The organism is Halorubrum sp. SP9, assembly GCF_005435015.1.
Lineage (GTDB): Archaea > Halobacteriota > Halobacteria > Halobacteriales > Haloferacaceae > Halorubrum > Halorubrum sodomense.
Window position 1 is genome coordinate 80,552 of record NZ_SGXU01000009.1, and the last position, 23,686, is coordinate 104,237.

Here is a 23,686-nt window from a genome sequence, read left to right on the forward strand (position 1 = left end):
ATGGAGATTCACGACCTGGGCGACGGGGAGCCCGAGGTCGCCGTGGTCGGCGCGATCCACGGCGACGAGCCCTGCGGCGCCCGCGCCGTCGAGCGCCTGCTCGGCGCCGACCTCGCCCCCGAGCGCCCGGTGCGGCTGATCGTCGCCAACGAGGAGGCCCTCGCGGCCGGCGAGCGCTACCTCGACGCCGACCTGAATCGGGTGTTCCCGGGCAACCGCGACGCGGCGGCCCACGAGGTGCGGCTCGCGGCCGACCTGATCGACGCGCTGGCGGGGTGTACGACCCTCGCGATCCACTCGACGCAGTCGTACGCGGAGCCGTTCGCCGTCATCGACTCGATGGACGAGGTGACCCGCGCGGTCGCGCCCCACCTCCCGGTCGACGCCGTGATCCAGACCGACGCGTTCACGGAGGGCCGGCTCATCGAACACCCGCACACGCTCGAAGTGGAGGCCGGACTCCAGGGCTCCGAGACCGCCGCCGACAACGCCTACTGGCTGGCTCGCGCGTTCCTCGCCGCGACCGGCGCCATCTCCGCGCCAGGGGCCGACGACGTGGTGGACGCCGGCGGCCGCGAGGACGTCTCGGTGTTCCGGCTCCGCGAGCGGATCCCGAAGCCCGACGCGGAGGCGTACGAGGTGTTCGCGCGCAACTTCGAGCGCGTCGAGTCCGGCGAACGGTTCGCGGCCGCCGACGGCGAACCCCTGCTCGCCGACGAGCCCTTCTACCCCGTGCTGCTGTCGCCGAACGGCTACCGCGACCAGTTCGGCTACGTCGCCGACCGGGTCGGGACGCTAGAGTAGCCGGCGCGCCACGTCGAGCGCGGTCGGGACGCCGGAGTAGCTACTCGACGAGTTCGATCGCGTCGTCGCCGTTCGGCACCGCGCAGATGAACGCGCCGGCCTCGTCGCCCGCGTTTCGGTACCAGTGTTCGACGCCCGCGGGGATGAGGAGGGCGTCGCCGGCCGAGACGGCGTGCTCCTCGTCGCCGATGCCGACGACGTACTCGCCGGCGAGGACGTACTGCTCGTGTTCGACCGCGTTGGTGTGTCGCGGGACGGCGGCGCCGGGCGCGAGCTCGAACCGCCGCATCGCGAAGGTCGGCGCGCCGTCCGACTCGTCGACGAGGACACCCTTCGAGAGCCCCTCGGCGGCGTCGACGGGTTCGTACGAGACGTCTTCGCCGCGCTTCACGACCGGACCGGCGTGGTCTGTGTCGCTCATAGGCGTCATGAGGAGGGCCGCCTATTTAACCGATCACCGACCGAACCCGGTGACTTAACGGGTCACCGTCCGAATCCGGGGACATGCGTGGAATCAAGGTCGGCAGCGCGTTCGGCATCCCGATCCGGCTCAACTGGACCTTTCTGCTCGTCTTACCCCTCTTCGCGTACCTCATCGGCGGACAGGTCGGCACCATCGCCGAGGTGATGAACGAGACCGCCGGGCTCGGGATCGACGCCGGCGCGGTCGCGGCCGGCAACACGCCGTGGATCCTCGGGCTGTCGGCCGCGGTGGGGCTGTTCGTCGGCGTGTTGCTCCACGAGTTCGGCCACTCGCTGGTCGCGATGCGCTACGGCTACGAGATCGAGTCGATCACGCTGTGGCTGCTCGGTGGACTCGCCAGCTTCGCCGAGTTCCCCGAGGACTGGAGACACGAGTTCTGGATCGCGATCGCCGGCCCGCTCGTCAGCGTCGCGGTCGGGGTCGCCTGCTACGGGGTCGTCCTCGTCGGGGCGGGCGGCTCCGACGCCGTCCGCTTCGTCTTCGGCTACCTCGCGCTGCTGAACGTCGTCCTCGCCGTCTTCAACATGCTCCCCGCGTTCCCGATGGACGGCGGCCGGGTTCTCCGGGCGCTCCTCGCGCGGAACCAGCCGCACGCGCAGGCGACCCAGCGGGCCGCCTCCGTGGGGAAGGTGTTCGCGTTCTTGATGGGGATCGTCGGCCTGTTCACCTTCCAGCTACTGCTCATCGTCTTGGCCTTCTTCGTCTACGTCGCCGCCTCCGGCGAGGCCCAACAGACGACGCTGAAGGCCGCCTTCGAGGGCGTCACCGTCACCGACGTGATGACGCCACGCGAGGACCTCCACACCGTGACTGAGGACACCTCCGTCGCCGACCTGATGAGTCGGATGTTCGAGGAGCGCCACACGGGCTATCCGGTCCTCGACGGCGACGACCTCGTCGGGATGGTGACGCTGGAGGACGCGCGGTCGGTCAAGGAGGTCGAGCGCGACGCCTACCGCGTCGACGACGTGATGGCGACGGACGTCGTCGGGGTCGACCCCGACGCCGACGCCCTGAGCGCGCTCCAGGCGATGCAACAGAACGGCGTCGGGCGCCTCCCCGTGATCGACGCCGACGGCGAGCTCGTCGGCCTCATCTCCCGGACGGACCTGATGACCGCGTTCAACATCATCCAGACGGGCGGCACGCCGGGCGCCATCAGCGGTCGGCGGCAACGGGCGGAAGACGGGTCCGGAATCCTCTAAAACCGCGCGCGTCCGCCGCCGGCGGGCCGTCCGTCCCGGCGTGGGGTATATACGCGGCAACGACCTACCTCGGGGCGTGACAACCCGGACCATCCGCGCCCGCGACCGGCCGGTGTTCGGCGTCGACGTCCACAGCGGCGACGTCCGCGGTGACAGCCCCTCCTACGCCCTCGTTATCCTCGACCCCGTCGACGACGACGACCCGGACGCCCCGGACGCCGACGGCCCGATGGCTCGGGTCACTCGCGACGTGGTCTCCTTCCGGAAGCTCTGCCGACTGATCGACGACCGGGAGCCCCTCTACGTCGCCACGGACAACGCCTACGAGCTGGCGGCCGACAAGGGGGAGCTCGTCAACTTCCTCCGGTCGCTCCCGGACGGCACCCGGCTCGTCCAGGTGACCGGCGCGGAGCGCCCGGAGCCGCTCTCGCGGGTCGCCTCCCGGCACGGGATCCCGTACGGCAAGAAGCCGATGAAGGAGGCGGAGGCGGCCGCGCGGCTCGCGGCGGCCAACGTCGGCCACGAGGTGACCGCCTTCACCGACGAGACGACGGTGAAGGTGTCGCGCGGGCGATCGACCGGCAAGGGCGGGTGGAGCCAGGACCGGTACACCCGACGGATCCACGGCAACGTCCGGAAGCGGACGCGGCAGGTCCAGTCGAAGCTGAAGGAGGCGAACCTCTCGTTCGAGCGCGACGTGACCGAGAAGTACGGCGGCTACGCGAACGCGACGTTCACGGTCGAGGCCCGCCCCGAGGACATCCCCGTCTCGGACTCGCGGGCCGGCGACGTGCGCGTCGAGGTGGAGCGCGAGCGCCGCGACGGGATCGAGTACGAACCTCTCGTGAAGCGGCGCGACCGCGTCATCGTCGGGATCGACCCCGGCACGACCACCGCGGCCGCGGTCGTCGGCCTCGACGGCACCGTCCACGCGCTCTACTCCTCGCGGACCAGCGACACGGCGGAGGTGACGGAGTGGATCGTCGAGCAGGGGCGCCCGATCATCGTCGCCGCCGACGTCGAGCCGATGCCGGAGACCGTCGAGAAGTTCCGACGCTCGTTCGACGCCGCCGGCTGGCGGCCCACGACCGACCTCCCGGTCGACGAGAAGCTCCACCGGACCCGGGAGGCGAGCTACGACAACGACCACGAGCGCGACGCGCTCGCGGCCGCGCTGTACGCCTACGACGACCACGAGGACCAGTTCGAGCGGATCGCGGCGAAGACGCCGCCCCGGCTCGACCGCGGGGCGGTGATCGCCGGCGTCGTCGCGGGCGACTCCTCGGTGGAGGCCGTCATCGAGGACCTGAGCGAGGACGACGGCGGGGACGGCGACGCGGACGGGGACGCGGACGAGGCCGACCCCACGGAGCCCGAGCGCACCGAGGAGGAGGAGACGATCCGGCGGCTCCGCGAGCGCGTCGATCGGCTGGAGTCGCACGCCGAATCGCTCGAAGACGACCTCGACGAGCGCGACGATCGGGTCTCGGAGCTGGAATCGGAGTTAGAGGAGGCGAAACGAGAAGAGCGGATCGAGGCGCGCTCGCGGCGGGCGGTCTCGCGGCTCGAACGCGAGACGGACCGGCTGGAGCGCGAGCGCGACGAGGCCCGAGAGCGCGTCGAGGAGCTCGAACGCAAGGTGGAGACGTTAAAGGAGCTGTGGCGGCTCGACCACTCGAACTTCGGCGACGTCGCGGAGGGCCGGGGGCTCGTGAGCGTGAAGGTCGTCGAGCAGTTCACGCTCGACGCGCTCGACGCCGCCGACGAGGCGTACGGGCTCGTCGCCGGCGATGTGGTGTACCTCCGAGACGCGTCCGGGGCCGGGCGCCGGACCGCGGAGCGGCTCGCGGAGACGGAGCCGCGGGCCGTGATCCGCGGCGAGGGGAACCTCTCCGACGTGGCGGACGCGGTGCTGTTCGAGCGGGAGATTCCGGTGGTGTCCGCGGACGCGGTGCCGGTCCGCGAGGTGGACGAGCTGGCGGTCGCGAGCGAGGAGGCCCTCGCCGCCGCCGTCGACGACTGGGAGGAGGAGGCAGAGGAGCGCCGGCGCGACGAGAAGGCCGAGCGGATCGACCGGATCATCTCCGAACACCGCGCGGGGCGGACGCTGCCCGAGACCGAGGAGAGCGGCTGAGGCGCACCGCCGCCCCGTTCGGGACGCGATCGCACGCATCCAGAAGTCATATGTCCGGGAACGCACACTCGGAGGTATGGACGCTCACGAGCTGATCACCCGGAACGCGGCCGAGGTGGTCACCGAAGCGGAGATCGAGGCGCTGGCCGACGACCCCGAGGGCAAGCGGGCGTACGTCGGCTACGAGCCCTCGGGCGTGCTCCACATCGGTCACATGCTCACCGCGAACAAGCTGATCGACCTCCAGGAGGCGGGGTTCGAGGTGACCGTGCTGCTGGCCGACGTCCACGCCTACCTCAACGACAAGGGGTCGTTCGAGGAGATCCGCCACACCGCCGAGCGGATGCGCGACCAGTTCATCGCCTACGGCCTCGACGAGTCGAACACCCAGTTCGTCCTCGGCTCCGACTTCCAGCTGGACGACGACTACACCCTCGATCTCCACGCCTTGGAGCTAGAGACGACGCTCGCTCGCGCCGAGCGCGCGATGGCCGAGATCACCTCCGGCGACTCCGTGAAGGTGTCGCAGGCCGTCTACCCACTGATGCAGGCGCTCGACATCCCGTACCTCGGCGTCGACCTCGCGGTCGGCGGGATGGAGCAGCGGAAGGTCCACATGCTCGCGCGCGACGTGCTCCCGAGCATCGACCGCGAACCGCCGACGAGCCTCCACACGCCGCTGATCGCCGACCTCGGCACCGGCCGCGGGAAGATGTCCTCCAGCGAGGGGGTCACCATCTCGATGGAGGACTCCCGCGAGGACATCGAGTCGAAGGTGAACGACGCCTACTGCCCGCCGACGGCCGACCCCGAGCCGACCGACGACGGCGTCGAGCGCGAGAACCCCGTCCTCCAGGTGTTCGAGTACCACGTGTTCCCGCGGTTCGACGCGGTGACCGTCGAGCGCCCCGAGGAGTACGGCGGCGACTTGGAGTACGACACCTACGACGACTTGGCGGCCGACCTGGAGTCGGGAGAGCTCCATCCCGCGGACGCGAAGGGCGCGCTCGCGGAGTACCTCGACCGGCTCATCGCACCGGGGCGTCAGCAGCTCGCGGAGTAGGTCGAGAGAGCCGACCGTTCAGCTGTCGTTCGGACTCCCCGGCGCTTTCCCACCGCTCGCCGTGTGTCCCCCGATTTCGCAGCTCCCGTCCAGACAACCCAGCCCGGCCGCCGTCTCGAAGACGGGGAGCCCGCAGTCGCACTCGTCGACGACGACGCCGGCGGGGAACGAGAAGGTGGTCTCGCAGTCGGGGTCGTTCTCGCAGGCGAGGTAGACGCGGCCGGGCGCGAATCGGACGCGGAGGTCGCCATCGCAGTCGGGGCAGTCCCAAACTCCGTCGAACCGGTCGCTGACGGCGTCCTCCATCGGGTCGCAGGCGGGGTCGAGACAGAGGTGAAACGGCTCGCCGCGCTCGACCCGGATCTTCGGGTGCCCGCAGTCGTCGCAGGTCGCGTCCGTGACGCTCGCGCCGGCCGGGAGCCCCCAGCGTTCCTCGCAGTCGAGGCACACCACGTCGCCCCGCGAGCGAACGAGCGGCCCGCCGTCCTCGGGGCAGGTCCCGACCGGAACGCCCGCCTCGGTGACCGGGAGCGCGCGGCTCGCGGTCGCCTCCTCCGCGACGATCCGGAGTCGGCGGGAGCCGTCGCGGGCGGTGACCGTGAACCCGTCGCCGTCGCCCTCGACGACGACGCTCTCCGGCCGGGTGAGCCACGCGACGGGCTGGTAGCCGTCGGCGTCGTGGACGAGCGTCGTGTCGTCGGGTTTGATCAGGACGACGACGCGCCCGCGATGGGTGCGGGTGCGGTCGCCGCGGTCGGTTACCTCGCAGTCGCCGGCCAGTACGCGGAGTCGTTGCGGCATGGGGCGGGTGGCCGCGGTATGGGTGAAAAGCGCTCGTAGCGGGGGTTTAAGAGGGATACGTGGCGGGTGGCGGTGAATACTGACGGCGGGACGAGGTGGCAAGTCGCTCGAACGCTCCGGTCGACCATTTATAAATAGTCGGCGGCGGATCGACAGCGAACACCGCCAAATCCCCAGCCGCTCGCTTATAAATTGTCGACTGCGGACCGACGGGGACTACCTCCGAAGCCCCAGCCGCGAGGGCGCCGTACGCTCGCTGCGGTCCTCGGTCGCTCGCTCCCTGCGGTCCTTGCGTCGCCTACGGCGCCCTCGCGGCTGCCCCTTTGAGTCCCGCCCCACACCGAACAGCACCGCAGCCTCACGCCTCCCCAGCCTCGTCGGTCGGCGCTTAAAAACGCCGACCGACTCCCTCGCGCGTGCTGACTCGCGGCCGCCGATGGCGGCCGCTCGCAGGCACGCGCCACCGGCTCGTTCATTTATAAGCTGCCGATGCCACCGGTGTTGCTATTTAAATATTCCATCACCGGTGACAGTTCACAAAACCGGATTCAGGTCCCGGTGCGCTTACTCCACCCGGACCGTCCGCGTCGCGGTGACCGGCAGCAGCGGCAGGTCCGGGAAGACGACCTCGACGGTGAACTCCAGCTCGTCGGCGTCGGGGGTGCCGAACACGCCGACCGGGACCGTCGCCTCGCCGTCGAGGTACGTCGTCGTCGCGGTCATCTCCACCTCGTTGACCGTGACCCGGATCCCCGCACGGGCGCTCCCGGAGACGGCGGTCACGGCGACCTCGCACAGCTCGTTTTCGCCGACGGCGATCGCCTCGGGGAAGTCGCCCCAGTCGACGTCGATCCGGGGACAGTCGCGCGCGGCGTCGACGATGCGCTCCGCGACGGACGCGCTCATCCCGGCGTTTTCGAGGTCCTTCGCGCCGGCGTCGACCACGTCGGCCGGGGAGGTGAGACCGGCGTCCGCGAGGCGCTCGGCGCGGCCGGAGCCGACCCCCTCGATCGCCGTGAGCGCGACCGCCTCGCGGGAGACGCCGTGTTCGACGCGCGCCTCGACGCGGCGGGCGAGGTTGGCGGCGCGCGGGCCGGCGAACCGGTCGAGGAACTCCGCGAGCGCGGCGAGCAGTCGGAGCGCGTTCTGCCGGATCACCCACGCGTCCGACCGGAGGTCCGAGGGGACCGAGTCGGCCATCCCGGCGAGCAGGATGGCGAACACCTTGCGATGGCCCTCTTCGAGGTCGGTGTCGCGACCCTCGAGGATCCGGTCGACGGCGTCCGACTCGGCCGACCGCGCCGAGACGGAGTCGAACTCGCCGGCCGACGCGACGGTCTCCAACACGGCGTCGACCGTCAGCGTCTCGCGGTCGGCGAGGCGCCGGAAGCGGCGGGCGGTGTCCAAGCGGAGGTAGTACTTCGAGGCGAGGCGCCCGAGGGCGGTCGGCTCGATGGCGAGGTCGTCGTCGGCCGCGACGAACCCGTCGTCGACGAGGGATTCGAGCGTGTCGCGCACGCGGTCGCGGAGCGTCGGGAAGTCGTACGCGTCCGGCTCCGACTCCGCGCGGACGTAGTAAAAGGTGGTCTCCAGCCACGCCATCACGTCCTCGAGTCCGCGGATGGTGCCCATCGCGATCTCGGCGTTGAGGTGCGACTCGAGGTCCGCGGCGAGCCGCGACTCGATCTCCTTGCCCTCCCGGAGCAGCTTCCGGTACTTGTCCGCGTCGGCGCGGTCGCAGACCACCCAGCCGTACCCCACGTCGTCGTACTCCGGGCGCCCGGCGCGGCCGAGCATCTGGAGCACGTCCAGCGGCGAGATGTCGGTCTCGCCCTCCAGCGGGTCGTGGTACTTCGTGTCGCGGATGACGACGCAGCGCGCGGGGAGGTTCACCCCCCACGCGAGCGTCGACGTCGAGAAGAGGAACTTGATCTTCCCCTGCTTGAACCACTCCTCGACGCGGTCGCGGTCGTCCTTCCCGAGGCCGGCGTGGTGGAAGCCGACGCCGTCGGTGACGGACTGCCGGAGCGTGTCGTTGGTCAGCTCCGTCGCCTCGTTGTGGAAGTCGTAGTCGTCCCGCGAATCGATCGGGATGTCGCGTTCGGTGATCTCGTCGCGCGCCTTCTTGGCGGCCTGGACCGTGTCCTGTCGCGAGGAGACGAACACCAGAGCCTGCCCGTCCTCGCGGACGTGCGGCTCGGCCAGGTCGAGCGCGCGGTAGAGCCGGCGGTACTTGTCGGCGAACGCGTTCGAGCCGTGCGAGTACGTCTTCACGCCCGTTTCGAGGTCGACCGGGCGGTACTCGTCGCCGAACGCGTACGTCGTCTCCGCGGGCGCGTCGAGCCACTCCGCGACGTCGTCGATGTTCGGCATCGTCGCCGAGAGCGCGACGACGCGGGGGTCCTGAAGCCGGCGGAGCCGCGAGACGGTCACCTCGAGCACCGCGCCGCGCTTCTCGGAGTCGAGCAGGTGGACCTCGTCGATGACGACGCAGTCCACGTCGGTGATAAATGAATAGCGCGCGGAGTCGTGTTTCCGCGTCGCGCTGTCGGCCTTCTCGGGGGTCGTCACCAGCACGTCCGCGCGCTCGGCGCGCCGGGGGTTCAGGTCCCGCTCGCCGGAGACGACGTAGACGGAGTAGCCCAGCTCTTCGAACCGTTCCCACTCGCTCTCCTTCTCGTTGGTGAGCGCGCGCAGCGGCGCGATGAACAGCGCGGTGCCGTCCGCCGCGAGGGTCCGACAGATGGCGAGCTCGGCGAGCGCCGTCTTCCCGGAGGCGGTCGGCGCCGACGCGACCACGTTGTGGTCGGTCTCCAAGATTCCCGGGAGCGCCTCCCGTTGCATCCGGTTGAACTCGTCGAACCCGAAGGCGTCGGCGAACTCCGGCACCGCGTCCGCGACCTTCACGGCACACCACACCCGTGCGCGAGTCGTCGGGAACCGCGGCTGTGTCGCATCGGATCGAGAGGGGGGCTTCGAGGGCAAAGGCGTTTCTCATGCGGACGCGACGCGAGCGAGTCGCGCTCGGGAGCCGCGGCGGCGCGTCGGCTCCCCCTCGCCGGCCTTCGCGGAGCCCGTCGAGCATCGAGGCGCCGCCGCGGACCCACACCGTTTAGGTGGCCGCGGTCGACCGAGCGAGTATGATTCCCACCTCGCCGCTCGTCGTCGGCCTCGCCGTCGCGGTGGCGCTGATCGCGCTGTTCGTGCTCGCCCGTCGGCTCCGCAGGCCGTCGGCCGACGCACGCGAGTCCAAGCGCGCGCACGACGCAGCACAGGAGCGCGACCCGCCGGTCGAGATCGGCGAGACGTACGAGTTCGGCGTCACCGAGCTCACCGACCACCACTCGGGCGAGGAGGTCGCCGTCGGCAAGGTCGAGGGGTTCGTCGTCTTCACCGAGGACATTCCGGGCGGACTCGAACCGGGCGACGTGATCCGCGCGAAGGTGCTCTCGTTCAACGAGGGCCGCACCTCCGCCGACGCGACGTTCGTCGGGCACGCGTAGCCGGGACGGGGGTACCGTCGGACCGAGGGACCGTCCGCCGGCGATCCGGTCGCCGGGCCGACGGTCGGTCCGCCGTCGCCGCCGGGCGGCCGACCACGTCCGCTCCGAACCGGAGGTTCATACGTGATGCCGACGAAGTGATGTCGCAATGGCTCAGGCCGGCACCCAGGACCTCACGGAGCGGTTCATCCAGTTCTATCGCAACTACTACCGCGAGGAGATCGGACAGCTCGCACAGCGGTATCCCAACGAGCAGCGCTCGCTGTACGTCTCCTACGACGACCTCTTTCAGTTCGACCGCGACCTCGCCGAGGATTTCCTGAACAAGCCGGAGCAGATGCGCGAGTACGCCGAGGAGGCGCTGCGGCTCTACGACCTCCCGGCCGACGTCAGCCTCGGCCGCGCGCACGTCCGCATCGAGGACCTTCCCGAGAATGTCGACATCCGCGGGATCCGCGTCCACGACGACCACATCGGGAAGCTCGTCTCCATCCAGGGCATCGTCCGGAAGGCCACCGACGTCCGCCCGAAGGTGACCGAGGCCGCCTTCGAGTGCCAGCGCTGCGGCACGATGACGTACATCCCCCAGAGCGACGGCGGCTTCCAGGAGCCCCACGAGTGTCAGGGCTGCGAGCGCCAGGGCCCCTTCCGCGTCAACTTCGACCAGTCCGAGTTCGTCGACTCCCAGAAGCTCCGCATCCAGGAGTCGCCCGAGGGGCTCCGGGGCGGCGAGACCCCCCAGTCGCTCGACGTCGACATCGTCGACGACATCACCGGCGAGGTGAGCCCCGGCGACCACGTCACCTGCGTCGGCGTCCTCCACATCGAGCAGGTCGAGCAGGGCAACGAGAAGTCCGCCATCTTCGACCTGTACATGGACGGCGTCTCCATCGGCATCGAGGACGAGGAGTTCGAGGACATGGACATCACGGAGGCGGACAAACGCGACATCATCGAGCTCTCCGAGCGCGACGACATCTACGAGGCGATGGTCGGCTCCATCGCGCCCGCCATCTACGGCTACGAGGAGGAGAAGCTCGCGATGATCCTCCAGCTGTTCTCCGGCGTCACCAAACACCTCCCGGACGGGTCGCGGATCCGGGGCGACCTCCACATGCTGCTTATTGGCGACCCTGGCACGGGTAAGTGTCTCGATGGGGACACAGATGTCATCCTCAACGATGGACGAAAGGTTCCGATACGCGATCTGGTAGAGCGGAATCTCGACGATCCGAAGCCGGTCGACGACGGCGTCTGGGACAGCGTCGACTTCGAGGTTCCTGCGCTTCAGGAGGACGGCGCTGTCGGGGCGTCCCGCGCGACGAAAGTCTGGAAGAGGGAGGCGCCAGCGGAGATGTATCGGATCGAAACGGCGTCGGGCCGTGAACTCGACGTGACGCCTTCCCACCCGCTGTTCATCCAGCGGGACGGGCAGTTCGCTCCGATCCGTGCCGAGGAACTGGAAACGGGCGAATTCGTGGCGGCGCTCACCCGACTCGACGTGGACGCCGACGACACGCTCGACGTCGATTTCCGCAGGGCACAGTCGCACAACGCCGTTCGTCTCGACGCTCCCGAACGGTGGACCCCAGCGCTCTCCCGGCTCGTCGGATACATTGTTGCTGAGGGGTACGTCGAGAAACGCAACGACCACTCGGGATTCGTTTCGATCACGAACAACGACGAGGAGGTCCTCGAAGACGCGCGGAACACGCTCCACGATCTCAACCTCGAAACGACCACCAGGAAGCCGCACGATGACAAAAGCGCGCGGGAGTTGCTGTGTTCCGCCGGTGAGTTCGTCAGTTTCCTCAACGAAATCGACGAAGCGCTACTAAAAAGCTCCGCTGAGAAGCGGATCCCACCGAGGATTGTAGGTGCATCCGACAAAATCACCGCCGCTTTCATCGAGGGATTCATCGAGGGAGAAGGTCACGTTTCTGCGTCGCAACGCGAAATAAGCGTCGCGTCGGTGAGCGAGGAGCTTCTCGAAGGACTCCGGTCGCTCCTGCTTCAACACGGGATTACATCCCAGTTACACGAGCGGCACAACGGAAGCTACCGGCTCCGTATCAGCGGCGCACAGTTCGACCGCTACGTCACTGAAATCGGGTTCGTTACCGAACGAAAACAGTCCGCAGCGGCGGAGCATCTCGAAACGGATCGGAACACGAACGTGGACGTGATCCCAAACGTCGGTCCGACGCTTCGTCGACTGCGTGAGTCGCTGGGACTGACACAGTACGAGTGCGGTGTACCACGGAGCACGTACCGACACTACGAGGCCGGAAACCGGAATCCGAGTCGGGACGCCCTCAGACGAATTGTCGACGCATTCGAGGACGCGTGTGGGTCCCCCATCGACAGCGACACCGACGCTTTCGCCAAAACAGATGGCGGATCCACCGCACGCGACGTTGCCGCGCTCGGTCAACTCGCTGAGAGCGATATTCGCTGGGATCAGATTGAGTCCATCGAGCGAGTCGAACCAGATGACGAGTGGGTGTACGATCTCGAAGTCGAGGGGACTCACAACTACGTCTCGAACGGGATCGTCTCACACAACTCACAGATGATTTCGTATGTAGAAAACATCGCGCCCCGCTCGGTGTACACCTCCGGGAAGGGTTCGAGCGCGGCCGGGCTCACGGCGGCGGCCGTCCGCGACGACTTCGGCGACGGCCAGCAGTGGTCGCTCGAAGCCGGCGCGCTCGTCCTCGCAGACAAGGGGATCGCGGCGGTCGACGAGCTGGACAAGATGGACTGCGTCACCGGCGACGCGCTGGTCTCGCTGGCAGACGGCCGCGTCGAGCGCATCGACGAGCTGGCGCGTGAGGCGGCCGAGGACGGCGACGTCGAGGAGCTCTCGAACGGGCGCCGCGTGCGCGACGTCGACCTCGACGTCTGGTCGATGGACGAGGACGGGAACCTCGTCGAGCGGTCCGTCTCCGCGGTCCACGAGTACGACGCGCCGTCGGAGCTGACCCGGGTGACGACCGAGACCGGCGAGTCATTGACCGCGACCGCCGACCACCCGTTCTTCGTCCTCGACGACGGCGAACGGGTCGAGCGCGAGGCGGCCGCGCTCGACGACGGCGACTGGGTGTACGTGCCCCGAGAGATTCCGACGAAGGCCGCCGACGGCGCCGGAGCGGCAGCAATGGCGGGCGGCGTCGGGAGCGTCGAACCGCTCGACGATGGATCCGTCGACGCTGACGGCGTTGACGCCGCGATGGCGAGCGTCCTCGGATACCTCTCCGGCGACGGGAACGTCTACTACGACCGCGACGAGGGCGTCTACGGCGTCCGATTCACCAACGCGGACGACGAACTCTTAGACGACTTCGAGCGCGCGGCGCGGGCGGCGTTCGACGCGGAGCCGGTTCGACCGCCGAGCGAGAAGCGTGACGACAGCGTCGAGACGGTTCGCGTCACGGGGAAGGAACACGCCGACGCCGTCCTCGACGCGGGGATGAACCTCGGTCGGTACGACGAGAAGTGCTTCCCGACCCCCGTTTCGGCCGGGAGCCGCGCAGCGAAGGCCGCGTTCGTCCGCGCGCTCGCCGACATCGAGGGGCACGTCGACGAGTCGGCGGGCAACGTCCGGATAGCGTCGGCGAGCCGGGACCTGCTGGAGGGCACGCGGAGCCTGCTCTTAGGGTTCAGCGTGTCGAGCCAGCTCCAGCACCGCGAACGAGACGGCGGCCGCGACGTGTACTACCTCACGGTGACCGACGCCGACTCGCTCGCGGCGTTCCGGCGGTACGTCGGATTCACGGCCACGCGGAAGGCGGCGGCGCTCGACCGCGTCGTCGACGCCGCGGACGGCGACCGAACGATCCTCGACGTGGTCCCGGAGGTCGACGACGTGCTCGCGCGGTGTCGCGACTCCCTCCGGCTCTACCAAAGCGAGTGCGGGCTCGACGCGGTCACGTATCACGACTTCGAGACCGGGGCCGCGAACGTCTCGCTCCACCGCGCCCGCCAAGTGCTCGCGGCGTTCGAGAACAGACTGGAGACGGCCGCCGCCGACCGCGACGCGCTCGACGAGACGCCGACGTGGGAGACGCTCTCGGAGCTACGGCGCCGATACCACGTCTCGCAGTCCGAGTTGGCCGAGGGAACGACGCTGTCCCAGCAACAGATTTCCCGCGAGTGGGGCGAGGGCGACGAGATCCGTCGGACGGTGACCGCGCGACTCCGAGAGGTCGTCGGCGAGGTCGCGAACGTCGAATTCGACGACCTCCGCGAGTTCGTTCGCGGCGACGTGAAGTGGCGCCGCGTCGAGTCGGTCGAGACGATCCCGCCGGAATCGGTCGAACACCGCGACAAGGTACTCCGGCAGCGCCTCGCCGACGTCATCGGCGGGCCGGTCGAGACGGCGGAAGAGCGCGCTCGCGAACTGCTCGACCGCGGTCCGGTCGGCGAAACGCGCGCAGAGCTGTCGGCGGCGCTCGACGCGTATGAGATCAGTCAGGCGGACGTGGCGTCGAGACTGGACGTGACGCAGGCGACCGTGTCGCGCTGGCTGTCCGGCGCCGTCGAAACGGACCGACTCGACGATGTGCGCGAGGCCGTCGCGGAGGAGGTCGACGCCGTCGAAGCGGAGCTGCGGTCGATACTGACGCGGATCGAGGACGGAGAGCGACCGCGGGTGTACGATCTCACGGTCGAGGAGACGCACAACTTCGTCGCGAACGGGCTCGTCGTGCACAACTCCTCCGACCGCTCCGCGATGCACGAGGGGCTCGAACAGCAGAAGATCTCCGTCTCGAAGGCAGGGATCAACGCGACGCTGAAGGCGCGGTGTTCCCTGCTCGGTGCCGCGAACCCCAAGTACGGTCGATTCGACCAGTACGAGCCGATTGGCGAGCAGATCGACTTAGAGCCGGCGCTCATCTCGCGGTTCGACCTCATCTTCACGGTGACGGACAGTCCGGACCCGGAGCACGACTCCCGGCTGGCGAAACACATCATCAAGACGAACTACGCGGGCGAGCTCAACACCCAGCGCGAGGAGCTGGCGAGCTCGGAGTTCACCTCGGAGCAGGTGGCGGAGGTGACCGAGGAGGTCGCGCCCGAGATCGACTCGGAGCTGTTGCGCAAGTACATCGCCCACGCGAAGCGCTCCTGTTACCCGACGATGACGGAGGAGGCGAAGGAGCTGATCGAGGAGTTCTACGTCGACCTGCGCTCGAAGGGCGCCGACGAGGACGCGCCGGTGCCGGTCACCGCGCGGAAGCTGGAGGCGATGGTGCGGCTCTCGGAGGCCAGCGCGCGGGTCCGCCTCTCGGACACCGTCGAGCGCGAGGACGCCGACCGCGCGACCGACATCGTCGAGTCGTGTCTCAAGGACATCGGCGTCGACCCGGAGACGGGCCAGTTCGACGCCGACGTGGTCGAGACTGGGACCTCGAAGAGCCAGCGCGACCGGATCAAGAACATCAAGGGCCTCATTGCCGACATCGAGGAGGAGTACCAGGAGGGCGCGCCGGTCGACGAGGTTCTCGACCGCGCCGGCGAGATCGGAATGGACCGGGGGAAAGCCGAGGGAGAGATCGAGAAGCTCCGGACGAAAGGCGAGGTGTACGAGCCCCAGCAGGGCCACCTCAGGACGACGTAGATGGACCGCATCTCCGCGATACGGAACGTCGAGGACGCGCTCCGCGAGTTCGAGAACGGCGAGGCCGACCTCGCGGCCACGGAGCGGCGCGTCGCGGCGGTGCTCCGGACGTACGCCACCGAGTTCGACGGCGACGACGACGTGTACCGCGCCGTCGGCGACGACCCCGTCGACGGCACCGTGGTCGTCGCGCCCTCCGAGCCGGCCGCCCGCGAACGCGTCCTCGCGGCGAGCGACGTCGACGGCGAGACGCACGATGGTGACCGAGAGGAGGACGGTGATCCGGAGGAGGACGGTGATCCGGGCCGCAGTGAGAGGCCGGCGTTCGACGTGGAGCGGTTCTGACTGCGGATCTCGGAACCAGGCCGGAACGGTTTCGTCGCGGTCGCTGAAGGCGGCTGAAACGTTCCGGTCCGGAACGGCTAAATTCCGTAACCGACCAGCGCCGGGCGTGTTGTTGGTCGTGACGTATTCGGCGGCCGCTCGAACCGGCCTCCGGAACCTGTGTCGCCGCCACGAGTCGGTCGTCGCCCGGCGGTTCGGGCGGGCCGCCATGCTCGACGAGACGGTGTACGCCGCGTTCCTCGCGCTGCGGCTGCGGGAGTCGCACGGCGGAGCCGTTCAGATAGAACGCACCGAACCGTTCAACGAGTTCGTCGCCGTCGACGAGCCGGTCCGGGAAGCCGCCGCGGCCTACGCGGACCGGTCCGCGAAGGCGACGCCGTACGCCGCCTTCGCCGCGGGAACGGATCACCCGGATCCCGATACCATGCGCGAACGAGAGCTGTGACCGAAACCGATCCGGCACCGGTCGGTTCGAACGGAGACGGCGCCGACGACCCCGTCGCGGGTCGGCCGGAACCGGTCGAGGTCCTCGGACGGTTGCCCACCGACGCGGAGATCCGGCGTCAGCTCGCCGCGACCGCGCGTTCGCGAGGGATGACCGCGTCGGTCGCGGACGAGATCGACGAGATCGAAGGGGAGCTCGCGGCGATCGAGATCGACCCGGTCGATCTGACCGCGGCGCGGCGACGGGTCGCGGAGACGACCGGCGAGACCGATCGACTGAAGGAACGCGTCGCGACGCTGCGCGGCGACGCGCGAGCGCGTCGCGCGGTCGACGCCGAGGCGGACGAGACGCTCGACGACCTGGAGGCGGCGGCCGCGGAGCTTTCGGCCGCACAGACCGAAGCGATCGCCGCCGAACAGGCGCTCGAACGAGCGAGGGGCGAGGCAGCCCGCGCCCGCGACCAGCGTCGGCGGCGACTGCGGCTCCGCGACCGCCTCCGGAACCGGCTGTGCGACGCGCGGAACGAACTCGTCGAGGCGGTGTATCCGGCGTTTCGGCGGGCCCTCGCGGTCGTCCCGCGCGGCGACCCGAGCGCGGCCGGACAGGGCCCGAACGGGTACGACGGGAGCCGGATCGCGGCGTCGCTCGCCGCGGTCAGGATCGCGGCGCTCGACGACGCCGTCGAACTGCGCGGCGACGCGGCCCGAGCGGTCGAGTCGGCGGACCGGAGCGCGCGGTCGCTGCTTCGGACGGCCGACGTTCGCGTGGGGGACACCGCCGGCGAGGGAGAGAGATCCGGCGACGCGGGCGGGCGCTGAACCCCGTCGAATGCGGCGGTCCGCCCCGACTCTTATATGCGATTCCGCGGCAGCCGACCCATGGAACTCGACTGGTCCGTCGACCGGGAGGGAGACGCCTCGCTCGTCGGATGCCGGGTGCGAAACGACGGCGCAGTCCCGCGGCGGGTCCGGATCGAGAGCCGGCTCGACGCCCCGGCGCTCCCGCCGCGGCGAGGCGGCGTCGCCGAGGCGGGGTGGGACGCCGCGGGCGTGACCGCGGTGATCGACCCGGGCGAACGGGCGGCGTTCGGCTTCGCCGCGCTCGCTGAGCCGGTCGAGCCGCCGGTCGAGCTCGCGAGCGTCGAGCCTGTGAGACCGGTCGACGACGACGGTTCCGGGGCGATCGAAGCCGGAGACGACGTCGCGCGGGCGGCGGTGCGCGACCTCGACGATCACCGCCCACCGCGGCGCGCGGCGGCCGGCTCGGAGAGCGAGCGGAACCGCGACGGCGAGGGGATCGATCGCGACGTGGAAGCGACGGAGCGAGACGGGAACGAGGCCGAGGACGACGCGGCCGAAACCGATCGAGACGGAAGCGAGGCCGACGGAGACGCCGAGGGGAACGGGTCGGCGGACGGGAACGGTCTCGGTCGACCGGCGGCCGACGAACCGGGGCCGAGCGCGGCGGGTCCCGGCGAGCTCGACGCGTGGTTCGCGGCCGTCGAGGCGCGGGTCGAGCGGGCGGAACGGCTGACGGACGCGGATCTCGCGACGGCGACCGACGTCGTCGAGGAGGGCGGCGGTCTCGACGCGCTCGGACGGCTCGACGAACGCGTCGCGGCCGACGCCGAACGCCTGAAGGCGGTCCGGGACCGCGCCGCGGCGCTGGCGGAACGGGCCGAAGAGAGCGACGTGCCGACGGAAGCGCTGGAGGCGCTGGCGTGATCCTCGCCGTGGCGGGCGGAAAGGGCGGCGTGGGGAAGACGACGCTCGCGTACAACGTCGCCGCCGAACTCGACGGCGTCGTCGTCGACGCGGACCTCGGGATGGCCGACCTCCCGGGGGGACGGGGCCCGGACCTCCACGACGTGCTCGCCGGCGCGGCGGACCCGATCGAGACGGTCCGGCCCGGACCGGTCGACGTCGTTCCGTGCGGGCGGACGCTTGCCGGCGCGCGGGCGGCCGACCTGGTGCGGCTGAGCGAAGCGGTCGCGGCGGTCGAACGCGAGTTCGGCACCGTCGTCCTCGACTGTCCCGCGGGGCGCCGCGCCGACGCGGGCGTCCCGCTCGCGGTCGCGGACGCCTGCCTCCTCGTCGTCTCGCCGCGGGCGTTCGCGCTGGCCGACGCGATCCGGACCCGGGAGCTCGCGCGCGAGCTCGACGCGGGGCTGGTCGGTTGCGCGGTCAACCGAGTGACCGAGCCGCCGCCCGTCGAGCCGATCGGCGACGCGCTCGGCGCCCCGGTCGAGGTGGTGCCGGCAGATCCCCGGGTCGCTCGGTCCGTCGAGGCGGAACGGCCGATCGCGGCCGCCGCGCCCGACAGCGAGGCCGCGGCGGCGGTCCGGGCGCTGGCGCGACGCGTTCCGGAGTGAGCCGCGAACGGGCGCGCGGGGCGTCGACCGAAGGCGAGTTCGCTCGGCGTCGGGGTTGCCGGGAGGCGTCGCGACACCGCGTCCTTTTAGCCGGGCCGAGCCGTCGTCGAGAGCGATGATCAGGGTCGCGTTCGTTCTCGTCGTCGCCGTCCTCGCCGCGCTCGCGGTCGCGGTGGGTCCGCTGTACGCCGCCGACCGCTTTCGGGACCTTCGGGAGCCGACGGACGCGGAGCGCGCGCAGATCGCGGCGCTGGCGGAGCCGGGCGGGCTCGACGTCGACCGGATCGCGATCGAGTCGGTCGGGGGGTCCGGCGACGGCGAGGCGAGCGACGGGAGCGGATCGGCGGCCACCGGTCCGGCGGAGGTCGGGATTCGAGGCCCGCCTCGTCGACGGGTGCTGTTTCTGACCGAAGACGTGCTAACGGACCTCGACGAGGACGTCGCGATCGGGCTGTTCGCGGCGGAGGCCGGCCGGGCCGCGACGTACTACGCCGAGTTCCGCGCCGTCGCCGTGGGGGGCGTGCTGGCGGCGCTGGCGGCGGTCGTCACGGCGCTCGTCCCGTTCGAGTCTGGGTTCGCCGCCGTCGTCGCCGTGGGCGTCGTCTCCTTCTGGGCCGGCCGCCGGGTCCAGTACGCGGCGGACGCCCGCGCCGCCGACGCGGTCGGGGCCGAGCGCGTCGCGGACGCGTTCGAGCGCGTCGCGGAGCGCCGCGGAGTCGAGCCGGAAACCGGCGACTGGTCGACGTGGTTCGAGGTTCAACCGCCGCTCGGTGACCGGATCGCGCGGCTCCGCGAACGGGCGTCGGACGAAGGGTAGCAGGGGGATCGGGTCGTGTCGAGTCGCCGGCGTCGACTCAGTTCCCCGACCGCCGAGCGACGGCGGAGTCGGGACCGACGCGGACCTCGTAGCCCGCGACGATGAGCGAGACGTCGACGTCGGCGTCGGAGCGGTCGGTGACGAGCGCGTTCAGCGCGTCGGGGTCGACGTAGTCGTACAGCACCACGCCCTCTTCGCGTAAGTCGGCGGGGGCGACGCCGACGAGTTCCGCGATCGCCTCGACGACGGCGAGGCTGGGACTGGGGCCGCTGCCGCCGTGACGGACGCGCGCCGTCTCTGGAACCGAACCGGATCCGTCCGAGCCGGCCGTTACGCTACTCATAGTCGTTCTTACACGAGTACGAGTCATAAACCGATCGGTTAATTTATCAAAAATGATTGCGGGCGACGCGTCTCGGTCCCGGAACCGTTACCAACCAGCCGCACGCGTGTAGAGACAACTCGAATGCGACTCCCGGAACGACAGCTCGCGGTCCTCGAGGCCGCGAGCGCGACGGACGACCGAACGGTGGCGGAGATAGCCGCGGCGACCGACCTGAAGCCGGAGACGGTCGCGGGCGCGGCCTTCGACCTGGCCGACGACGGGCTCGTCGAGGTCGCCTCGGTGACCGACGAGAGCCTCGAACTCACCGACGAGGGGCGGAGCTACGTCGACGAGGGACTCCCAGAGACCCGGCTCTACCGAGCCGGCCTCGACGCGGGCGCCGACGCCGAACCGGCCTCGATGGGCGCGGTCATCGGCGGGGCCGACCTGGACGGGCCCGAGGTCGACATCGCGCTCGCGAACTTCGCGCGCAAGGGGTTCGGGAGCGTCGACGGCGGCGAGCTCTCGGTCGACCCCGACGCCGACCTCGACGCCGACCCGGAGGCGAGGGCGATCGCGGCGCTCGCGGAGGCCGACCGCGAGGGGGCGGCGCTCGACGCGAGCGACCTCGACGTCGACGGCGCGGTGATCGACCGGCTCGACTCGCGCGGACTGCTCGCGGTCGCGGAGTCGGTCACCCGGACGGTGACGCTCACCGACGACGGCGTCGACGCGCTGATGACCGGCGTCGAGGCGACCGAGACGGTGGGCGCGCTCACGCCGGAACTCCTCGCCAGCGGCGAGTGGCGCGACGCCGAGTTCGCCGAGTACAACGTCGAGGCCGAGGCCGAGACGGCCCGCGGCGGCCGGAAACACGTGCTCCGCCGGACCGCCGACCGCGTGAAGGACGTGCTGGTCGGGATGGGATTTTCGGAGATGGAGGGCCCCCACGCCGACGCCGACTTCTGGATCAACGACTGCCTGTTCATGCCCCAGGACCATCCGGCGCGGACCCACTGGGACCGGTTCGCGCTCGACGTGGACCCGATGGAGGAGATCCCCGAGGAGCTGATCGACCGCGTCGAGTCGGCCCACCGCGACGGGTGGGGCGAGGACGGCGACGGCTACCACTCGCCGTGGTCGCAGGACTTCGCGCGGGAGGTCGCGCTTCGCGGCCACACCACGTCGCTGTCGATGCGGTACCTCTCCGGGGTCGCGGGCGCCGAACTGGAGCCGCCGCAGCGCTACTTCTCGGTCGAGAAGGTGTACCGCAACGACACCCTCGACCCGACGCACCTCCTGGAGTTCTTCCAGATCGAGGGGTGGGTGATGGCCGAGGACCTCTCGGTGCGCGACCTGATGGGCACCTTCGAGGAGTTCTACCGGCAGTTCGGAATTACGGACATCCGGTTCAAGCCCCACTACAACCCCTACACCGAGCCCTCCTTCGAGCTGTTCGGTGAACACCCGGAGACGGGCGAGGAGATCGAGATCGGGAACTCGGGCGTCTTCCGCGAGGAGGTCACCGGCCCGCTCGGCGTCGACTGCGACGTGATGGCCTGGGGGCTCGCCCTCGAACGGCTGGCGATGCTCACCACCGGCGCGGAGGACATCCGCGACCTCCACGGGACCTTAGCCGACATCGACTTCCTGCGGAACGCGGAGGTGAGCTACTGATGCCCGTCGTCGACGTCGACCCCGACGAGCTCCGCGAGCTCACCGGCCACGAGGAGAAGGACGACGATGAACTCAAAACCGACCTGTTCGGGCTCGGCTTGGAGTTCGAGGGAGAGACCGACGACGGGATGTTCCAGTTCGAGTTCGCGCCCGACCGACTCGACCGGCTCTCCGTCGAGGGGGTCGCCCGCTCGCTTCGGTACCACTACGGCGACGCCCGCGGCGTCTACGTCCCGAACACGAACGACCCCGAGTGGACCATCGAGGTCGACGAGTCGGTTCCGGACGAGCGCCCGTACGTCACCGGCGCCGTGGTCCGCGGCCTCGATATGGACGAGGCGGCGCTGGAGTCTCTGATCCAGCTCCAGGAGAAGCTCCACGCGACGATGGGCCGCGGCCGCGCGAAGGGCGCGATCGGGATCCACGACCTCGCGATGGTGAAGGGCGCGCCGCTCCAGGAGGGCGCGGAGCCGTCGATCACCTACCGCGGGGTCGACCCCGACGGGGATACGTTCGTCCCGCTCGACGCGAACGACGAGCTGACCCCGAACGAGGTCTTGGCGGAACACGACACGGGGACGACCTACGCGGACCTCGTGACGGATCTCGACCGGTATCCCGCGATCTACGACGAGCTCGGGCTGTTCTCGTTCCCGCCGGTGATCAACGGGAAGCGCACCGAGGTGACGACCGGCTCGCGCGAGCTGTTCGTCGAGCTCACCGGCACCGACCAGTGGACGATAGACCGGATGTGCAACATCATCTGTTACGCGCTGTCGGCCCGCGGGGCGACGATCGAGTCGGTCGAGGTGAACTACGCCGACGGCGCGACGCACCCGAGCGAGTACGGCCGCGAACTGGTCCGTCCCGACCTCGACGTCGACGAGAAGACCGTCTCGCACGACCGGATCGAGACGCTGCTCGGCGTCGAGTTCGAGCCGGAGGAGGTCGTCGACTGCTTCGAGCGCGCCGGCCTCGACGCCTCCTACACCCTCGACGAGGACGTGTCCTACGAGGTGGAGATTCCGCCGTACCGCGTCGACGTGCTCCACCCGCTCGACCTGGTCGACGACGTGGGGCGCGCGTACGGCTTCGACAACTTGGAGCCCCGCTACCCCGACGTGGGCACCGTCGGCGGGCGCCACGAGCGCTCGCGGTTAGAGGACGCGGTCCGGACGAGCCTCGTGGGGCTCGGCTTCGAGGACCTGCTGAACTTCCACATGACGAGCGGGACCGAGAACTACGACCGGATGCGGATCGAGCCGGGGACCGGCGGCGCCGCGGTCGCCGACGCGGGCGAGCCGAACGCGAGCGCCGGCGTCTTCGGCGGCGGCGACCCCGTCGAGATCACCGAGCCGTACAGCGAGGAGTACACCCAGCTGCGCACGTGGGCGCTCCCCTCGCTCGTCATGCTGTTGGAGCGGAACACCCACAACGCCTACCCGCAGGACGTCGCGGAGGTCGGCTTCGTGGCCGAGCGCGACGACGCCGAGGACACGAACGTCGCCGAGTTCCGCCACGTCGCCGGCGCGGTCGCCCGGCGCGACGCCTCCTACGAGGCCGCGAAGGGGCGGCTCCAGGCGCTCTGTGACGACTTCGACGCCGACCTGGAGACCCCGCGGACCGAACACCCCTCGTTCATCGAGGGCCGCGCCGCCGCCGTCGTGATCGACGGCGAGCGCGTCGGCGTGATCGGTGAGCTCCACCCCGCGGTGCTCGTCGAACACGACCTTGAGGTGCCGGTCGCGGCCTTCGAGTTCGGCCTCGACGCGCTGCGGTAGGCGCCGCGCGGGGGCGTGTCAACCGCGCGGTCGCCGGAACTTCCGTTTCGTCGGTTCCGTGACGAATTATCACAGGTCTGACTCCGAGCAGAAGACATATACCCGTCTTGACGTAGTGGGCGGCTATGAACTGTGAGAGATGCGGTATCGACGCCTCGCTCACGCATCGAGACGTCGACGGGTTCGCGTACTACCTCTGTGAGGCCTGTCTCCGGGGCTGGGACGCGGTGCGGTCGTCGTCGCCCGACGCCGCGGACGAGAGCCGCTCGCCGGCGCGGTAGGCGACGACCCGGCCGAGACGACGCTCG

At 70.2% G+C, this 23,686-nt stretch carries 19 protein-coding genes; 15 read left to right on the forward strand and 4 right to left on the reverse strand.

What is annotated here, in order from left to right:
- The gene (locus EXE45_RS07405) at positions 1-804 is read left to right on the forward strand and encodes a succinylglutamate desuccinylase/aspartoacylase family protein (protein WP_092919643.1); all 804 of its coding nucleotides are present in this window, start codon (positions 1-3) and stop codon (positions 802-804) included.
- Between the two features lie 40 nt (positions 805-844).
- Here the strand turns inward: EXE45_RS07405 and EXE45_RS07410 are convergent, their stop codons facing one another.
- Complete coding sequence (locus EXE45_RS07410; protein WP_092919641.1) at positions 845-1,225, reverse strand: cupin domain-containing protein; 381 nt, start codon at positions 1,223-1,225, stop codon at positions 845-847.
- Between the two features lie 83 nt (positions 1,226-1,308).
- Here EXE45_RS07410 and EXE45_RS07415 point away from each other — a divergent pair, with 83 nt between their 5' ends.
- The 3 genes from EXE45_RS07415 (at position 1,309) to EXE45_RS07425 (ending at position 5,690) form a co-directional block, all read left to right on the forward strand.
- Positions 1,309-2,493 (forward strand): CBS domain-containing protein, encoded by a 1,185-nt coding sequence (locus tag EXE45_RS07415; RefSeq protein WP_137693951.1) that lies wholly within the window; start codon positions 1,309-1,311, stop codon positions 2,491-2,493.
- Positions 2,494-2,569: 76 nt separating this feature from the next.
- Complete coding sequence (locus EXE45_RS07420) at positions 2,570-4,627, forward strand: DUF460 domain-containing protein (protein ID WP_137693952.1); 2,058 nt, start codon at positions 2,570-2,572, stop codon at positions 4,625-4,627.
- 76 nt (positions 4,628-4,703) lie between these two features.
- A complete protein-coding gene (locus EXE45_RS07425; protein ID WP_137693953.1) occupies positions 4,704-5,690 on the forward strand; it encodes a tyrosine--tRNA ligase in 987 nt (328 codons plus the stop codon).
- An 18-nt stretch (positions 5,691-5,708) separates the two neighbouring features.
- Here EXE45_RS07425 and EXE45_RS07430 read toward each other — a convergent pair whose 3' ends face one another.
- Complete coding sequence (locus tag EXE45_RS07430) at positions 5,709-6,491, reverse strand: endonuclease NucS domain-containing protein (protein ID WP_137693954.1); 783 nt, start codon at positions 6,489-6,491, stop codon at positions 5,709-5,711.
- Positions 6,492-7,055: 564 nt separating this feature from the next.
- A complete protein-coding gene (locus tag EXE45_RS07435) occupies positions 7,056-9,398 on the reverse strand; it encodes a DEAD/DEAH box helicase (protein ID WP_137693955.1) in 2,343 nt (780 codons plus the stop codon).
- Positions 9,399-9,631: 233 nt separating this feature from the next.
- Between EXE45_RS07435 and EXE45_RS07440 the strand changes: the two genes are divergently transcribed.
- The 8 genes from EXE45_RS07440 (at position 9,632) to EXE45_RS07475 (ending at position 19,595) form a co-directional block, all read left to right on the forward strand.
- Positions 9,632-9,994, forward strand: a complete 363-nt coding sequence (locus tag EXE45_RS07440) for a TRAM domain-containing protein (protein ID WP_092919629.1) — start codon at positions 9,632-9,634, stop codon at positions 9,992-9,994.
- Positions 9,995-10,142: 148 nt separating this feature from the next.
- A complete protein-coding gene (locus EXE45_RS07445) occupies positions 10,143-15,617 on the forward strand; it encodes an LAGLIDADG family homing endonuclease (protein ID WP_137693956.1) in 5,475 nt (1,824 codons plus the stop codon).
- Positions 15,618-15,962, forward strand: coding sequence for a hypothetical protein (locus EXE45_RS07450; RefSeq protein ID WP_092919625.1), 345 nt, complete (start codon positions 15,618-15,620; stop codon positions 15,960-15,962).
- Between the two features lie 106 nt (positions 15,963-16,068).
- The gene (locus EXE45_RS07455; protein WP_092919623.1) at positions 16,069-16,407 is read left to right on the forward strand and encodes a hypothetical protein; all 339 of its coding nucleotides are present in this window, start codon (positions 16,069-16,071) and stop codon (positions 16,405-16,407) included.
- Positions 16,404-17,225 (forward strand): hypothetical protein, encoded by an 822-nt coding sequence (locus tag EXE45_RS07460; RefSeq protein ID WP_241989433.1) that lies wholly within the window; start codon positions 16,404-16,406, stop codon positions 17,223-17,225. The genes EXE45_RS07455 and EXE45_RS07460 overlap by 4 nt, the downstream gene beginning before the upstream one ends.
- Before the next feature lie 60 nt (positions 17,226-17,285).
- Positions 17,286-18,131 carry a hypothetical protein gene (locus EXE45_RS07465; RefSeq protein ID WP_092919621.1) on the forward strand — a complete coding sequence of 282 codons (846 nt, stop codon included), beginning with the start codon at positions 17,286-17,288 and terminating at the stop codon, positions 18,129-18,131.
- Positions 18,128-18,778, forward strand: coding sequence for a chromosome partitioning protein ParA (locus EXE45_RS07470; RefSeq protein ID WP_137693957.1), 651 nt, complete (start codon positions 18,128-18,130; stop codon positions 18,776-18,778). Before EXE45_RS07465 ends, EXE45_RS07470 begins: the two co-directional genes overlap by 4 nt.
- 115 nt (positions 18,779-18,893) lie before the next feature.
- Positions 18,894-19,595, forward strand: coding sequence for a peptidase (locus EXE45_RS07475; protein ID WP_092919617.1), 702 nt, complete (start codon positions 18,894-18,896; stop codon positions 19,593-19,595).
- A gap of 37 nt (positions 19,596-19,632) precedes the next feature.
- On the opposite strand, the gene EXE45_RS07480 is transcribed toward EXE45_RS07475, so the two are convergent.
- Positions 19,633-19,938, reverse strand: a complete 306-nt coding sequence (locus tag EXE45_RS07480) for a HalOD1 output domain-containing protein (RefSeq protein ID WP_092919615.1) — start codon at positions 19,936-19,938, stop codon at positions 19,633-19,635.
- Positions 19,939-20,061: 123 nt separating this feature from the next.
- Here EXE45_RS07480 and EXE45_RS07485 point away from each other — a divergent pair, with 123 nt between their 5' ends.
- The 3 genes from EXE45_RS07485 (at position 20,062) to EXE45_RS19600 (ending at position 23,659) form a co-directional block, all read left to right on the forward strand.
- On the forward strand, positions 20,062-21,597 hold the full coding sequence (locus tag EXE45_RS07485) for a phenylalanine--tRNA ligase subunit alpha (protein ID WP_137693958.1): 1,536 nt from the start codon (positions 20,062-20,064) through the stop codon (positions 21,595-21,597).
- Complete coding sequence (gene pheT, locus EXE45_RS07490) at positions 21,597-23,378, forward strand: phenylalanine--tRNA ligase subunit beta (RefSeq protein WP_137693959.1); 1,782 nt, start codon at positions 21,597-21,599, stop codon at positions 23,376-23,378. The genes EXE45_RS07485 and pheT overlap by 1 nt, the downstream gene beginning before the upstream one ends.
- A gap of 125 nt (positions 23,379-23,503) precedes the next feature.
- Complete coding sequence (locus tag EXE45_RS19600) at positions 23,504-23,659, forward strand: hypothetical protein (protein ID WP_158293701.1); 156 nt, start codon at positions 23,504-23,506, stop codon at positions 23,657-23,659.
- The last annotated feature ends 27 nt before the right edge of the window (positions 23,660-23,686 follow it).